This window comes from Janthinobacterium sp. NFX145, from assembly GCF_049810325.1.
Lineage (GTDB): Bacteria > Pseudomonadota > Gammaproteobacteria > Burkholderiales > Burkholderiaceae_D > Janthinobacterium > Janthinobacterium rivuli.
Map to the genome: position 1 here is coordinate 698,129 of NZ_CP187360.1, position 15,445 is coordinate 713,573.

Annotated in this window: 15 protein-coding genes; all 15 read left to right on the top strand. The window is 63.7% G+C overall.

The features are described 5' to 3' along the window. Position 1 precedes the first annotated feature (1 nt). The 15 genes from paaC to paaZ all read left to right on the top strand — a co-directional run bounded on the left by paaC (position 2) and on the right by paaZ (position 15,428). Positions 2–754 (top strand): 1,2-phenylacetyl-CoA epoxidase subunit PaaC, encoded by a 753-nt coding sequence (paaC, locus tag ACPJXG_RS03070; protein ID WP_425254706.1) that lies wholly within the window; start codon positions 2–4, stop codon positions 752–754. Further along, on the top strand, positions 754–1,299 hold the full coding sequence (gene paaD, locus ACPJXG_RS03075; protein WP_425253371.1) for a 1,2-phenylacetyl-CoA epoxidase subunit PaaD: 546 nt from the start codon (positions 754–756) through the stop codon (positions 1,297–1,299). Before paaC ends, paaD begins: the two co-directional genes overlap by 1 nt. A 40-nt stretch (positions 1,300–1,339) precedes the next feature. Next, entirely contained in the window at positions 1,340–2,419 is a 1,080-nt protein-coding gene (paaE, locus tag ACPJXG_RS03080) for a 1,2-phenylacetyl-CoA epoxidase subunit PaaE (protein WP_425253372.1), read from the top strand. A gap of 50 nt (positions 2,420–2,469) precedes the next feature. After that, entirely contained in the window at positions 2,470–3,261 is a 792-nt protein-coding gene (paaG, locus tag ACPJXG_RS03085; protein ID WP_425253373.1) for a 2-(1,2-epoxy-1,2-dihydrophenyl)acetyl-CoA isomerase PaaG, read from the top strand. Between the two features lies 1 nt (position 3,262). After that, the gene (gene paaH / locus ACPJXG_RS03090; RefSeq protein ID WP_425253374.1) at positions 3,263–4,831 is read left to right on the top strand and encodes a 3-hydroxyacyl-CoA dehydrogenase PaaH; all 1,569 of its coding nucleotides are present in this window, start codon (positions 3,263–3,265) and stop codon (positions 4,829–4,831) included. Further along, positions 4,821–5,267: a hydroxyphenylacetyl-CoA thioesterase PaaI gene (gene paaI / locus ACPJXG_RS03095; protein WP_425253375.1), complete on the top strand. Its 447-nt coding sequence runs from the start codon at positions 4,821–4,823 to the stop codon at positions 5,265–5,267. The genes paaH and paaI overlap by 11 nt, the downstream gene beginning before the upstream one ends. A gap of 67 nt (positions 5,268–5,334) precedes the next feature. Further along, positions 5,335–6,663, top strand: coding sequence for a phenylacetate--CoA ligase PaaK (paaK, locus tag ACPJXG_RS03100; RefSeq protein WP_425254707.1), 1,329 nt, complete (start codon positions 5,335–5,337; stop codon positions 6,661–6,663). Between the two features lie 34 nt (positions 6,664–6,697). Continuing rightward, complete coding sequence (gene pcaF, locus ACPJXG_RS03105) at positions 6,698–7,903, top strand: 3-oxoadipyl-CoA thiolase (RefSeq protein ID WP_425253376.1); 1,206 nt, start codon at positions 6,698–6,700, stop codon at positions 7,901–7,903. 91 nt (positions 7,904–7,994) lie between these two features. Next, positions 7,995–9,146, top strand: a complete 1,152-nt coding sequence (locus ACPJXG_RS03110) for an ABC transporter substrate-binding protein (protein WP_425253377.1) — start codon at positions 7,995–7,997, stop codon at positions 9,144–9,146. 84 nt (positions 9,147–9,230) lie between these two features. Next, complete coding sequence (locus ACPJXG_RS03115; protein WP_046684305.1) at positions 9,231–10,109, top strand: branched-chain amino acid ABC transporter permease; 879 nt, start codon at positions 9,231–9,233, stop codon at positions 10,107–10,109. After that, a complete protein-coding gene (locus ACPJXG_RS03120; protein WP_425253378.1) occupies positions 10,106–11,089 on the top strand; it encodes a branched-chain amino acid ABC transporter permease in 984 nt (327 codons plus the stop codon). Before ACPJXG_RS03115 ends, ACPJXG_RS03120 begins: the two co-directional genes overlap by 4 nt. Before the next feature lies 1 nt (position 11,090). Then, the gene (locus ACPJXG_RS03125; protein WP_278317074.1) at positions 11,091–11,846 is read left to right on the top strand and encodes an ABC transporter ATP-binding protein; all 756 of its coding nucleotides are present in this window, start codon (positions 11,091–11,093) and stop codon (positions 11,844–11,846) included. Further along, positions 11,846–12,577: an ABC transporter ATP-binding protein gene (locus tag ACPJXG_RS03130; RefSeq protein WP_425254708.1), complete on the top strand. Its 732-nt coding sequence runs from the start codon at positions 11,846–11,848 to the stop codon at positions 12,575–12,577. Before ACPJXG_RS03125 ends, ACPJXG_RS03130 begins: the two co-directional genes overlap by 1 nt. Before the next feature lie 102 nt (positions 12,578–12,679). Next, positions 12,680–13,294 carry a phenylacetic acid degradation protein PaaY gene (paaY, locus tag ACPJXG_RS03135; protein WP_099401668.1) on the top strand — a complete coding sequence of 205 codons (615 nt, stop codon included), beginning with the start codon at positions 12,680–12,682 and terminating at the stop codon, positions 13,292–13,294. Positions 13,295–13,376: 82 nt separating this feature from the next. Further along, entirely contained in the window at positions 13,377–15,428 is a 2,052-nt protein-coding gene (gene paaZ / locus ACPJXG_RS03140) for a phenylacetic acid degradation bifunctional protein PaaZ (protein WP_425253379.1), read from the top strand. Positions 15,429–15,445: the final 17 nt, after the last annotated feature.

The window sequence follows — 15,445 nt, forward strand, 5'->3', positions numbered from 1 at the left end:
AATGGATGACAAGGTCAATTACCTCTTGCGCCTGGGCGACAACGCCCTGATCCTCAGCCAGCAGTTGTCGCAGCTGTGCGGCAAGGGGCCGGCGCTGGAAGAAGACATGGCGCTGACCAACGTGGCGCTGGACTTGCTGGGCCAGACGCGTTTGTGGTTCAGCTATGCGGCCGAACTGGAAAACGCGGGCCGCGACGAGGACGACATCGCCTTTTTGCGCGACGCCCACGATTTCAAGAACTGCCTGCTGGTCGAACAGCCGAACGGCAATTACGCTGACACCATGATGCGCCAGTTCTTCTTCGACAGCTGGCATTACTTCCAGCTGCTGGAACTGAGTAAATCGACGGATGCGCGCATCGTCGAAGTGGCGCAAAAGTCGATCAAGGAAGTGACCTATCACTTGCGCCGCAGCGGCGACCTGATCGTGCGCCTCGGCGACGGCACGGCCGACAGCCACGCGAAAACGCAGGCCGCCGCCGACCAGCTGTGGATGTACACGGGCGAGATGTTCACGTACGACGCCGTCGACCAGGCCATGGTTGCCGCCGGCATCGCGCCGCCATCGGACGTGCTGCGCCGCGCTTTCCTCGAACACGTGGCCGAGATATTCGCCGAAGCCACCTTGACCATGCCGGCGCCCGACGCCTGGATGCAAAAGGGCGGCAAGCAGGGCACGCACACGGAGCACCTGGGTTTTATTCTGGCCGAGATGCAGTTCCTGCAGCGCGCCTATCCCGGGGCGGAGTGGTAATGAACACGGTCGCTGGCGCCGCGGCGCTGGACGCCGCCCAGGTCTGGGCCTGGCTCGGTGACGTGCCGGACCCGGAAATCCCCGTCATTTCGGTGGTGGACCTGGGCATCGTGCGCGCCGTCGACGTGGTCAGCAGCGAAGAGTGCATCGTGACGATCACGCCCACGTATTCGGGCTGCCCGGCCATGCAGGTGATCGCCGATGCCGTCACGGAAGCCTTGCGCAGCCACGGTGTGGCCAAGGTGACCCTGGTGAATCAGCTGGCGCCCGCGTGGACCACGGACTGGATGAGCGAAGCGGGCAAGGCCAAGCTGAAAGGCTATGGCATCGCCCCGCCGCAGCAGCAGGTGATCGACATCAGCGGCCTTGGTAGAGGAACAGCGGGTGGCGTCAAGCGTCTACCCATGCCGAAGCTGGACGTGATCTGCCCGAACTGCGGCTCGACGCATACGCAGCTGACCAGCCAGTTCGGCTCCACGCCGTGCAAGGCCCTGTACAAATGCATCGATTGCCGCGAACCGTTTGACTACTTCAAGTGCCACTAAAAAAATCAGGCACACGTTCCGAAGAAACTGGAGATGAAGCATGAGTAAATTTTATCCGCTGTGCGTGGCCAACGTGCGCAACGAAACGCGCGACACCATCGCCGTCACGTTCGACGTGCCAGCTGAATTGCAGCAGCAGTTCAGCTTCCAGCAGGGCCAGCACCTGACCCTGCGCGCCAATATCAATGCGGAAGACGTGCGCCGCTCGTATTCCATCTGTTCGGCGGTGCAGGACGGCACCCTGCGCGTGGCCATCAAGCGCACGCCGGGCGGCGCATTTTCCACCTGGGCGAACGACACCCTGAAAGCCGGCGCCACCATCGAAGTGATGCCACCCATGGGCCATTTCAATGTGCCGCTCGACTGCGTCAACCGCAAGCACTACCTGGCGTTCGCGGCCGGCAGCGGCATCACGCCCATCCTCTCCATCATCAAGACGACCCTGCTGACGGAACCCCTGAGCCGCTTCACCCTGTTCTACGGTAACCGCGCCTCGTCGTCCGTCATCTTCAAGGAAGAATTGACGGATCTGAAGGATGTGTACCTGGAGCGTTTGAACCTCGTCTACGTGATGAGCCGCGAGCAGCAGGATATCGAATTGTTCAACGGCCGCATCACGCAGGAAAAATGTGAACAGTTCCTGCAGCACTGGATCAAGGTCGAAGACTACGACAATGCCTTCATCTGCGGCCCGGAAGACATGATGCTGGGCGTCTCCGCCGCCCTGCAGGCAGCCGGCATGCCCAAGCAGAATATCAAGATCGAACTGTTCGCCGCCAGCATCCCGAAAAATGCCCACAAGCCGCGCGCCCAGCTGGCCGCCGACGCCGTGCAGGAAACGGAAGTGACCGTCATCATGGACGGCAACCACACCACCTTCACGATGGACAAGGACAAGGAATCCCTCCTCGACGCGGGCCTGCGCGCCGGGCTGGACATGCGCTATTCGTGCAAGGGCGGCGTATGCTCGACTTGCCGCTGCAAGATCCTCGACGGCAAAGTCGAAATGGACGTCAACTACGCGCTGGAAGACTACGAAGTGGCGCGCGGTTTCGTCCTCAGTTGCCAGAGTTTCCCTCTCACAGACAAGGTCGTGGTCGACTTCGACCAGGCAGAATAAGCCGGCGCAGGGCACGCGCCCTGCCGTACCTATTACCAAAGCGAGACGCCATGACCTACCAAAACATCCTCTTCACCATCGAACAGGGTATCGCCACCCTGACCCTGAACCGTCCCGACAAGCTCAATAGCTTCACGCAAGCCATGCACGAGGAAGTGCGCGACGCGATTGCGAAAGTCAACGCCGATAGTTCCGTGCGCGTGTTCGTGCTGACGGGCGCGGGCCGCGGTTTTTGCGCGGGCCAGGATTTGTCCGACCGCGCCGTGGAGCCAGGTTCGAAGGGCGTGGACCTGGGCGAGTCGGTGGAAAAGAACTATGCGCCGCTGGTGCTGGCCTTGAAGGCCTTGCCCATGCCCGTGATTTGCGCCGTCAACGGCGTGGCCGCCGGCGCGGGCGCCAACCTGGCGCTGGCCTGCGACATCGTCATCGCCGGCAAGTCGGCCAGCTTTGTTGAAGTATTCTGCAAGCTGGGCCTGATCCCGGACACGGGCGGCACCTTCTTCCTGCCACGCCTGATCGGTTCGGCGCGCGCCATGGGTCTGGCCATGCTCGGCGAAAAACTGACGGCGGAAAAAGCGGAAGACTGGGGCCTGATCTGGAAATGCGTCGAGGATGCCCAGCTGGTGGAAGAAACGCGCAAGCTGGCCGTACACTTTTCCACGGCGCCGACCAAGGGTCTGGCCTACACCAAGCAGGCGCTGGCTCTCAGTGGCGCCAATACCCTGCCGCAGCAGCTGGCGCTGGAAGCGCGCATGATGAGCGAACTCGGTCACAGCGACGATTACCGCGAAGGCGTGGCCGCCTTCATGGAAAAGCGCACACCGCAATTCAAGGGACATTGATATGGCAGCTTTGGACAACAACAGTATCGTCGCCGTCATCGGCAGTGGCGCCATGGGGGCCGGTATCGCGCAGGTGGCCGCGGCTGCCGGCTACAGAGTCAAACTGTACGATACGCGGGCCGAAGCCGTCAGCAAGGCCTTGCTCGACATCGGCAAGATGTATGCGAAGCTGGCCGAAAAGGGCCGCATGACGGCCGATGAAGCCACGGCCGCCACGGCGCGCCTTCAGGCGGCTGGCAGCCTGGCCGATGTGAGCGATTGCGCCCTGGTGGTGGAAGCCATCGTGGAAAACCTCGACGTCAAGCGCGGCCTGTTCGCCGAACTGGAATCACTGGTGGCCGACGACTGCATCCTGGCGACGAACACGTCGTCGATTTCCGTCACGGCGATTGCCGCCAAGCTGCGCCGCCCGGAACGCCTGGTCGGCATGCATTTCTTTAATCCCGTGCCCCTGATGGCGCTGGTTGAAGTGATCAGTGGCCTGGCCACCAGCGAACAAGTGGCCGCCACCGTCTACGATACGTCGATCGCCTGGGGCAAGAACCCCGTGCATGCGAAATCGACGCCCGGTTTCATCGTCAACCGTGTCGCCCGTCCGTTTTACGCGGAAGGCTGGCGCTTGCTGAACGAACAGGCGGGCGACGCCGCCACCATCGATTGCGTGCTGCGCGAAGCGGGCGGGTTCCGCATGGGACCATTCGAGCTGATGGACCTGATCGGCCACGACGTGAATTTCTCCGTCACGCAATCCGTGTTCGGCGCCTATTTCAACGACCCGCGCTTCACGCCGTCCGTGCTGCAGCAGGAAATGGTCAACGCCGGTTTCCTCGGCCGCAAATCGGGCCGCGGCTTTTACCGGTACGGCGAAGGCGCCGTTGCCCCCGTGGCGCAGGCGGAAAGCGCGCAAGCGACCCCGGAATTCGTCGCCCTGTCAGCCGCCATCGGCGGCGACGGCCGTGGCCACAGCGGCATCATCCACAGCCTGGTGCAGCGCCTGGAGCAGGCGGGCATCACCGTCAGCCGCCGTGTGACGCAGGAAGGCCAGGCGCACGACGAGGCGCCGGCCCTGCATTGCCATGGCGCCGCGATTTACCTCACCGATGGGCGCAGCGCCACCCAGCGCGCGCACGACAACCAGCATCCGGACACGGTGCTGTTCGACCTGGCGCTCGATTATGCTGGCGCCAAGCGCATCGCCGTGGCCCGTGCGGACCAGTGCAGCGACGCCGCCTACGCGGCCGTCGTTGGCCTGTTCCAGGCGGCCGGTTTCATCGTCACGCGCCTGGACGACGTGCCTGGCCTGGCCGTCATGCGCACCGTCGCGATGCTGGCCAACGAGGCGGCCGACGCCGTCAACCAGGGCGTGTGCACGGTGGCCGCCGTCGATATCGCCATGCAGAAGGGCGTCAATTATCCGCGCGGACCGCTGGCCTGGGCCGATGCCGTCGGCGTCCAGCACATCGTCACCGTATTGCAGCACCTGGCGCTGGGCTATGGCGAAGACCGCTACCGGGTCTCGCCGCTGCTGCGCCGCAAACTTGCCAATGGAGATCGCTTTCATGCCGAATGAAGACCACAACATCACTGCACAAGCCCTGGCCGAAGCGGCCGCCGCCTCCATGCTGTCGCGCGACAACGCCACCGCCGCCATGGGCATCGCCCTGGCCGACGTGGGCCCCGGCCATGCGCGCATGACGATGACGGTGCGCGCCGACATGCTCAACGGCCACCAGACCTGCCACGGCGGCTTCATCTTCGCCCTGGCCGACAGCGCCTTCGCCTTTGCCTGCAACAGCTACAACCTGAACACCGTGGGCGCCGGCTGCACCATCGATTACCTGGCGCCGGGCCGTGAAGGCGACGTGCTGACGGCGCACGCCGTCGAGCAGGCGCTGGCCGGCAAGAGCGGCGTCTACGACGTCAAGGTGAGCAACCAGGAAGGGCGCGCCATCGCGCTCTTCCGCGGCAAGTCGATCCGCGTGGCCGGTGAAGTTATCAGCAATTGAAGTGACAAGAGCAGGCTTGAACTGCCGGTACCGATTGAACAGTTAAAGAATTAAACAGGAGACAATGATGGTCCAACGTACGCCTTCCCCAAATGACCTTGAGCCGATCGAGCGCGCCAGCAAGGATGAACTGCAGGCGCTGCAGCTCGAACGCATGAAGTGGACGCTCAAGCACGCGTATGACAACGTGCCCCATTACCGCGCCGCTTTTGACGAAGCGGGCGTGCATCCGGACGACCTCAAATCCCTGTCGGACCTGGCCAAATTCCCGTTCACCGATAAAAAAGTCTTGCGCGATAATTATCCGTTCGGCCTGTTCGCCGTGCCGCGCGAGCAAGTGGTGCGCATCCACGCGTCGAGCGGCACGACGGGCAAGGCCACGGTGGTCGGCTACACGCAGAACGACATCGACACCTGGGCCAACGTGGTGGCGCGCTCGATCCGCGCCGGCGGTGGCCGCGCGGGCGACATGGTCCATATCTCCTACGGCTACGGCCTGTTCACGGGCGGCCTGGGCGCGCACTACGGCGCCGAGCGTTTGGGTTGCACGGTCATCCCGATGTCGGGCGGGCAGACGGAAAAGCAGGTGCAACTGATCCAGGATTTCAAGCCGTCCATCATCATGGTCACGCCATCGTACATGCTCAACATCATCGAGGAATTCACGCGCCAGGGTCTGGACCCGGCCGAATCGTCGCTGAAGGTGGGCATCTTCGGCGCCGAGCCGTGGACGGACGCCATGCGTTCGGAAATCGAGGCGCGCGCCGGTATCGACGCCGTCGATATCTACGGCCTGTCCGAAGTGATGGGGCCTGGCGTGGCATCCGAATGCATCGAAAGCAAGGATGGTCCCGTCATCTGGGAAGACCATTTTTATCCGGAGATCATCGATCCGGAAACGGGCGAAGTGCTGCCGGACGGTGAAGAGGGCGAACTGGTGTTTACCTCGCTGTCGAAAGAAGCGCTGCCCATCATCCGCTACCGCACGCGCGACCTGACCCGTTTGCTGCCGCCGACCTCGCGCTCGATGCGCCGCATCGGCAAGATCACGGGCCGCTCCGACGACATGCTGATCATCCGCGGCGTGAACGTCTTCCCCACGCAGATCGAAGAGCTGATCCTCAAAATGCCGCGTCTGGCGCCGCAATACCAGCTGGTGGTCACGCGCGACGGCCACCTCGACAAACTGGAAGTGATCGCCGAGCTGCGCATCGACCTGACCGCCACCATCTCGGCCAGCGAAACGGACGCGCTGGCGCGCGAGCTGGAACACCGCATCAAGACGCACGTGGGCGTGAGCACGCGCGTGCGTCTGGTGGCCGCCGCCGGCATCGAACGCACCTTGACGGGCAAGGCCCGCCGCGTGGTCGACCAGCGCCCGAAGATTTTCTCCTGATAGTTTGAACAAAAAAACGAACAAGGAAGCAAACATGAACGAAGCCTTTATCTGTGACGCCGTACGCACACCCTTCGGCCGCTATGGCGGCGCGCTGTCCAGCGTGCGCGCGGACGACCTGGGCGCGCTGCCGATCGCCGCGCTGATCGCCCGCAACCCGTCCGTCGACTGGTCCGCCATCGACGACGTGTTCTACGGCTGCGCCAACCAGGCGGGCGAGGACAACCGCAACGTGGGCCGCATGGCCGCGCTGCTGGCCGGCCTGCCGGCGGCAGTGCCGGCCAATACCATCAACCGCCTGTGCGGATCGAGCCTGGACGCCGTGGGTATGGCCGCCCGCTCCATCAAGGCGGGCGAAGCGGAGCTGATCATCGCCGGCGGCGTGGAAAGCATGACGCGCGCGCCTTTCGTGATGGGCAAGGCTGACAGCGCGTTTTCGCGCGCGGCGAAAATCGAAGACACGACCCTGGGCTGGCGTTTTGTGAACGGCAAGATGAAGGCGCAGTACGGCATCGACACCATGCCGGAAACGGCGGAAAACGTGGCCGTGGAGTTCGGCATCAGCCGCGCCGACCAGGATGCCCTGGCCTTGCGCAGCCAGCAGCGCTGGGCCGCGGCCAACGCGGCTGGCGTCTTTGATCGTGAAATCGTGCCCGTCGCCGTGCCCCAGAAAAAAGGCGAGCCGAAGATGGTGACGATGGATGAACATCCGCGCCCCGACACCTCGATCGAGATGCTGGCGAAATTGAAGGGTGTCGTGAAGGTGGATGGCACCGTCACGGCCGGCAATGCCTCGGGCTTGAACGATGGTGCCTGCGCCATCCTGCTGGCGTCCGCCGCCGCCGTCGACAAATACAAATTGACGCCGCGCGCAAAAGTGCTGGGCATGGCCACGGCCGGCCTGGCGCCGCGCATCATGGGCTTTGGTCCATCGCCCGCGTCGCGCAAGGTGCTGGCGCAAACAGGCCTCACCATCGAACAGATGGACGTCATCGAACTCAATGAGGCATTTGCCGCGCAGGCACTGGCCGTCACACGCGACCTGGGCCTGGCCGACGACGCGGCCCACGTGAATCCTAATGGCGGCGCGATCGCCATCGGCCATCCGCTGGGCGCATCGGGTGCGCGCCTGGTGATGGCGGCCCTGAACCAGCTGGAACGGACTGGCGGGCGCTATGCGCTATGCACCATGTGCATCGGCGTGGGGCAGGGTATTGCCGTCGTAATTGAACGCGTATAACAGAGTAAAAGCAAAGTAAACATAAAAGGCGCAGGCTTGTAAAAAAGCGCCAACCATAATTGACCGTAGTGCCAACCTGGTGGAGACCATAATGATTGCCAATATCTTCAAGAAAACCCTGATCGCCGGCGTGCTGGCCATGTCCGCCGCGGGCGCGTATGCGGCCGATAACATCAAGATCGGCTCCGTGCTGTCCGTCACGGGACCGGCCGCCTTCCTGGGCGACCCTGAACTGAAAACCCTGCAGCTGTACATCGAGAAGATCAACGCGGCCGGCGGCGTGCTGGGACGCAAGCTGGAACTGGTGCATTACGACGATGGCAGCGATGCCGCCAAGGCCAACGGCTTTACCAAGCGCCTGATCGAGTCGGACAAGGTCGACGTGCTGATCGGCGGCACCACCACCGGTGCGACGATGGCGATGGCGCCACTGGTGGACCGCGCCAGCATGCCCTTCATCTCGCTGGCGGGCGCCGTGGTCATCATCGACCCGGTCAAGAAATGGGTCTTCAAGACGCCGCATACGGACCGCATGGCGGCCGAGAAGGTGTTCGAAGACATGAAGAAGCGCGGCATCAGCAAGGTGGGGCTGCTGTCGGAAACGAGCGGCTTTGGCGCCTCGGGCCGCAAGGAATCGCAAATCGTCGCCTCGAAATACGGCATCACCCTGGTGGCTGACGAAACCTACGGCCCGAAAGATACGGACATCACGGCGCAGCTCACGCGCATCAAAAATACGGCTGGCGTGCAAGCCGTCTTCGTCTTCGGCCTGGGCCAGGGTCCTGCCGTGGTCACCAAGAACTATGGCCAGCTGGGCATGGCCGCGCTGCCGCTGTACCAGTCGCATGGCGTGGCGTCGGACGAGTATTTGAAACTGTCGGGCAAGGCCGCCGAAGGGGTGCGCCTGCCAACGCCGGCTCTGCTGATCGGCGCCATGCTGCCGGACAGCGATGCGCAAAAGGCCATCGTCGTCGGCTACGACAAGACGTATAAAGAGCGCTACAAGATCGACCCGTCGACCTTTGGCGGCTATGCGCTCGACGCCCTGAACCTGTCGGTCGACGCCATCAAGCGCGCCGGCGGCACGGACCGCGAGAAAGTGCGCGCGGCGCTGGAATCGACCAAGGGTTTTGTCGGCACTACTGGTGTATTCAACATGTCGACCAAAGACCACATGGGCCTGGACCTGTCGGCGTTCCGCATGGTCGAAGTGAAGAACGGCGAATGGCAATTGTCGAAGTGATGTTCGAAATAAGGTAAGCCAGAAGTACCTGCGCGGGCTGCCCTTGAAGGCGGCCCGCGCATAGTCGAACATAATGGAGACACCATGGAAGTCGCTCAATTTCTACAATTTCTGTATTCCGGGATGACGGTCGGTTCCGCCTATGCGCTGGCGGCGCTGGGCTTTACCATCATCTACAACACCAGCGGCGTGATCAACTTCGCCCAGGGCGAGTTCATCATGCTGGGCGGGATGCTGGCCGCCGTGATGTCGGCCGCCGGCGTGCCGCTGCCGCTGGCCATCATCCTGGCCGTCATCGCCACCGGTCTGGTGGGCCTGCTGATGGAAAAGACCGTGATCGAACCGGCGCAAAATGCGCAGGTCATCACCCTGTTGATCATCACCATCGGCGCCTCGCTCGTGCTGCGCGGCCTGGTGCAAATCTGGCTGGGCAAGGATACGCACTCGCTGCCGGCCTTTTCCGGCGACGCGCCGATTGAATTTTTGGGCGCCAGCCTGCTGCCGCAAAGCCTGTGGGTGCTGGGCGTGACGGTCGTCATCGTGCTGGTGCTGGGCTGGTTCTTTGGCCGCACCCTGATGGGCAAGGCCATGCTGGCCACGTCGCACAACAAGCTGGCTGCGCAACTGGTGGGCATCAACACGCGCAAGGTGCTGCTGTTCTCGTTCGGCTTGTCGGCCCTGCTGGGCGCGGCCGGCGGCATTCTCGTCGCGCCGATCACGTACACCTCGTACGACGCGGGCATCATGCTGGGCCTGAAAGGCTTCGTCGCCGCCGTATTGGGTGGCCTCGGTGGCGGTGCGGGTGCGATTGCCGGTGGCCTGATCCTCGGCATCGCCGAAGCCATGACGGCCGGCTACATCTCGTCGGCGTATAAAGACGCCGTCCCCTTCGTGCTGATTCTGTTGATCCTGTTCTTCCTGCCGCAAGGCTTGTTTGGCGCTAAAAATTCGGAGCGTGTATGACGACCTTCTTCTCCCGCTCGCGCCACGGTGGTTTACTGGTGCTGGCCCTGGTGCTGGCCATCCTGCCCCTGTTCCTCACGAATGCGTTCTACTATGACGTGGCGATCCGTATCGCCCTGAACGCCATCGTCGTCATCGGCCTGAATCTGCTGATGGGCTACACGGGCCAGATCAGCCTGGGGCACGCGGGTTTCTATGGCCTGGGCGCGTATGCGTCGGCCGTGCTGACCACGCACTACAACTGGCCGCCGCTGGCCGCGCTGGCCGCCGGCGCCGTCGCGACTGGCCTGCTGGCGCTGCTGCTGGCCCGTCCCGTGCTGAAACTCAAGGGCCATACCCTGGCCATGGCCACCCTGGGCCTGGGCATCATCATTTCCATCGTCATCAACAACGAGACGCAGTGGACGGGTGGCCCGGACGGCATCGGCGTGTCCGCCTTCAGCGTCGCCGGCCTGGAAATCGCCGGTGAAAAATCGTGGTACCTGGTGTGCGCCGTATTGCTGCTGCTGGTCACGTGGCTGGCCCTGAACCTGATCGATTCGCCTGTCGGGCGCGCGCTGCAGGCGATTCACGGTTCGGAAGTGGCGGCCCGCGTGGTCGGCGTCGATACGACCCGCTTCAAGGTGCGCGTGTTCGTGCTGTCGGCCGTCATTGCCAGCATCGCGGGCAGCATCAGTGCCCACTACATCGGTTTCATCACCCCCAACCTGGCCGGCTTCTTCCACTCGATCGAGCTGGTGACGATGGTGGTGGTGGGCGGCATGGCGTCGATTTTCGGTTCCATCATCGGCGCGGCCCTGCTGACGATCTTGCCGCAGCTGCTGTCCAGTTTTGAAGGCTGGGAGACGGTGGTGTTTGGCGTGATCCTGATGGCCACCATGATCTTTATGCCGAAAGGCCTGGTGCCGAGCCTGGCCAGCCGTTCGCGCAAGCGTTCCGCTACGCCAAAGACGCCGCCTCAATCTGCACAGGAGGTGTGAGATGCTGACGATTAACAATCTGAGCAAGAGCTTTGGCGGCGTGCATGCGGTGCAGGACGTGAGCTTTACCGTCAAGGAAGGCAATATCCATTCCGTGATCGGACCGAACGGCGCCGGCAAGACGACCCTGTTCAACCTGATCACGGGCGTGTACACGCCGAGCAAGGGCGAGATACTGCTCAATGGCGAGAACGTGGCAGCCATGTCACCCGATGCGCTGGCGCGGCGCGGCATGAGCCGCACTTTTCAAAACCTGCAAGTGTGCATGAACATGACGGCCATCGACAATGTGATGGTGGGCGCGCATTTGCGCCTGAACCAGAACCTGTTCGCTTCCATGCTGCGTTTGCCGTCCGTGCGCCGCGCGGATGCGGCCTGCCGCGACGAGGCGGCGGGCCTGATGGAGTTTGTCGGCGTGGGCCGGCATATCGATGACGAGGCGGGACAGATGTCGTATGGCGCCTTGAAACGCCTTGAAATCGCCCGCGCGCTGGCGGCCAAGCCGAAAGTGCTGCTGCTCGATGAGCCGGCGGCCGGTCTGAATCACACGGAGACGGGTGAGATCGAAGCCCTGATCCGCAAGGTGGCGCAATCGGGCGTGACGGTGGTGCTGGTCGAGCATGACATGAAACTGGTGATGAATCTGTCGGACCATATTTTGGTGCTCGACTATGGCAAGAAGCTGGCCGAAGGGACTGCCGCCGAAGTGCGCGCCAATCCCGACGTGGTGGCGGCCTATCTGGGAGTGGCGGCATGATGAAGATGGAAAAACCTCAGACACCGCTGGTGCTCGACATCCAGGGATTGACCAGCCATTACGGCCGTATCCAGGCCCTGCACGGCATCGACTTGCAGGTGCGCCAGGGCCAGCTGGTGGCGCTGGTGGGCGCGAATGGCGCCGGCAAGACCACCCTGCTGCGTGCCATCTCCGGCGTGCAGCCGATTAGCGCCGGCAGCATTGCCTTCGCCGGCCAGGATGTCAGCCGCATGAGCGCCGACAAGCGCGTGCGCAGCGGCATTTGCCAGGTGCCGGAAGGGCGGCAAGTGTTCGGCCCCATGACGGTGGAAGACAATCTGCGCCTGGGCGCGTTTACACGTCCCGCACAGGACGTGGCGGGCGACATGGAGCGCATGTATGGCCTGTTCCCGATCCTGAAGGAAAAGCGCCTGCTGCTGGCCGGGACCTTATCTGGTGGACAGCAGCAAATGCTGGCCATGGCGCGCGCGCTGATGGGCCGTCCGCAACTGCTGCTGCTCGATGAGCCGAGCATGGGCCTGGCGCCGCTCTTGATCGCGGAGATCTTCCGCATCGTGGCCGAACTGCGCGACCAGGGCATCACCATCTTCCTCGTCGAGCAGAACGCGCATGCGGCCCTGTCGATCGCCGATGTCGGTTACGTGATCGAGACGGGTGCCATCACCTTGTCCGGTCCCGGCTCCGAATTGCTGCATAACGAGCAAGTACAGAGCGCGTATTTGGGGATGTAAAGGCGGCAGCGGAGGGCCGGGGTCAGACCCGCCGGGTCTGACCCCAGTTTTCCGCTGCGTCTAGTAATAGCGTGCATGGCGCGCAGATGAATAGGAGTTTTTATGGTCAAAGTCTACGAAATCAACGGCGTCACCCCCGTTGTCCACCCCAGCGCCTACGTGCACCCGTCGGCAGTGCTGATCGGCGACGTGATCGTCGGCCCGCGCTGCTATATCGGTCCGCTGGCCTCGATCCGCGGCGACTTCGGCCGATTGATCCTGGAAGAGGGCGCGAACCTGCAGGATACCTGCGTCATGCACGGCTTCCCCGGCTGCGACACGGTGGTCGAAGTCGACGGCCATATCGGTCATGGCGCCGTGCTGCACGGCTGCCGCATCGGCCGCAATGCGCTCGTCGGCATGAACGCCGTGGTGATGGATAACGCCGTCATCGGCGAGGAGTCCATCGTCGCGGCCATGAGTTTCGTCAAGGCGGGCATGATCGTCGCGCCGCGCAGCATGGTGGTGGGCACGCCCGCCAAGATCATCCGCGCGCTGACCGACGATGAAATCCAATGGAAAAGCTCGGGCACGGGCCAGTACCACGAACTGGCCGTGCGCTCGATGCAGACGATGCGCGAAGTGGAAGCCCTGACGGAAGTCGAGGCGAACCGCCAGCGCCTGAATTTCGAATCGGCCTTGCCGCTGCATTTGCACAAGAACGCTGCGGCGCAGTAAGCAATATGGGCGTAGGTCGGATTAGCGGGGCCAAGCCCCGCGTAATCCGACGCCACCGCCAACATCATTTATGGAGAAAAAAATGGCTCAAATATCCACCCTGCAAAGCCTGATCGCCGGCCGCTGGCTGGGCGAAAGCGCCGCCGTGCCCCTGCACAGCGCCTTGAACAACCGCGTCATCTATCACACGCATGCGGAAAAGATCGACTTCGACGAAGCCGTCACGTATGCCCGCAAGACGGGCGTGCCGGGCCTGATGGCGCTCGATTTCCAGCAGCGCGCCGCGCGCCTGAAGGCACTGGCCTTGTATCTGGTCGAGCGCAAGGAAGAGCTGTATGCGATCTCGCATTTGTCGGGCGCCACGCGCGCCGACAGCTGGGTCGACATCGAAGGCGGCACGGGCACCCTGTTCGCCTACGCCAGCATGGGCAGCAACGAGCTGCCGTCGTCGAACGTGCTGCACGAAGGCCCGGCCATCGCGCTGGGCAAGAAGGGCGGTTTCGCCGGCACGCACATCCTGGTGCCGCGCGGCGGCCTGGCCGTGCACATCAACGCCTTCAACTTCCCCATCTGGGGCTTGCTGGAAAAATTCGCGCCCAGCTTCCTGGCGGCCATGCCCTGCATCGCCAAGCCGGCCACGGCGACGAGCTATCTGACGCAAGCCGTCGTGCGCATGATGCATGAATCGGGCTTGCTGCCGGCTGGCAGCCTGCAGCTGGTGATCGGTTCCACGGGCGACTTGCTGGACCGCCTGAATGGCCAGGATTTTGTCACCTTTACGGGATCGGCCGCCACGGCCGCCAAGTTGCGCACCAATTCCAACCTGATCGCCCAGTCCGTGCCGTTCAACGGCGAAGCCGATTCGCTCAACTGCGCCATCCTGGCGCCGGACGTCACGCTGGACGACGTGGAATTCGACCTGTTCGTCAAGGAAGTCGTGCGCGAGATGACGGGCAAGTCGGGCCAGAAGTGCACGGCGATCCGCCGCATCATCGTGCCCGAGCACCTGATGGACGCCGTCGGCACGCGCTTGCGCGAGCGCCTGGCCAAGGTGGTGGTGGGCGATCCGTCCATCGAAGGCGTGCGCATGGGCGCGCTGGCATCGAAAGAGCAGCAGAACGACGTGGCCGAACGTGTCGCCACCCTGTCGCAGGGTAACGAGGTGGTGTTCGGCGCGGCCGACGGTTTTAGTCCCCTCGGTGATGGCGCCCTGGATGGCAGCTTCTTCTCGCCGACCTTGCTGCTGTGCCGCGACGCCTTCGGCAACGACGCCGTGCATGACGTGGAAGCGTTTGGCCCCGTCAGCACCATGATGGGCTACCACGATATCGATGAAGCGCTGGCCCTGGCCGCGCGCGGCAAGGGCAGCCTGGTGAGCACCCTGGTGACGCGCGATCCGAAGATCGCCGCGCGCGTGGTGCCGCACGTGGCGGCCACGCATGGCCGCGTGCACGTGCTCGAGCGCGTGGCGTCCGTCGATTCGACGGGCCATGGCTCGCCCCTGCCGCAACTGAAGCACGGCGGCCCTGGCCGCGCGGGCGGCGGCGAAGAGCTGGGCGGCGTGCGCGCCGTGCGCCATTACCTGCAACGGGCGGCCGTGCAAGGCTCGCCGACCATGCTGGCGGCCATCACCGGCGAATACGTGCGCGGCGCGGACGTCAATGAAAGCCCGATCCACCCGTTCCGCAAGCACTTCGAGGACTTGAAGACGGGCGACTCGCTGCTGACGCACCGCCGCACCGTCAGCGAGGCGGACATCGTCGCCTTCGGCGGCATCTCGGGCGACTTCTTCTACATGCACTTCGACGAAATCGCGGCCAAGGAATCGCAGTTCGGCAAGCGCATCGCCCACGGCTACTTCGTGCTGTCGGCCGCCGCCGGCCTGTTCGTCTCGCCCGGCGTCGGTCCCGTGCTGGCCAACTATGGCCTGGACAACCTGCGTTTCGTCGCGCCCGTCGCCATCGGCGACACCATCCGCGCGCGCCTGACGTGCAAGCGCAAGGTCGACCGCAACCGCAAGGACGTCTTTGGCGTGGGCCAGGGCGTGGTCGCGTGGGACGTGCAGGTGACGAACCAGAACGAGGAGCTGGTGGCCAGCTACGACATCCTGACCCTGGTGTCGAAGCGCGAGTAAGCATTGCTGTAGCACCG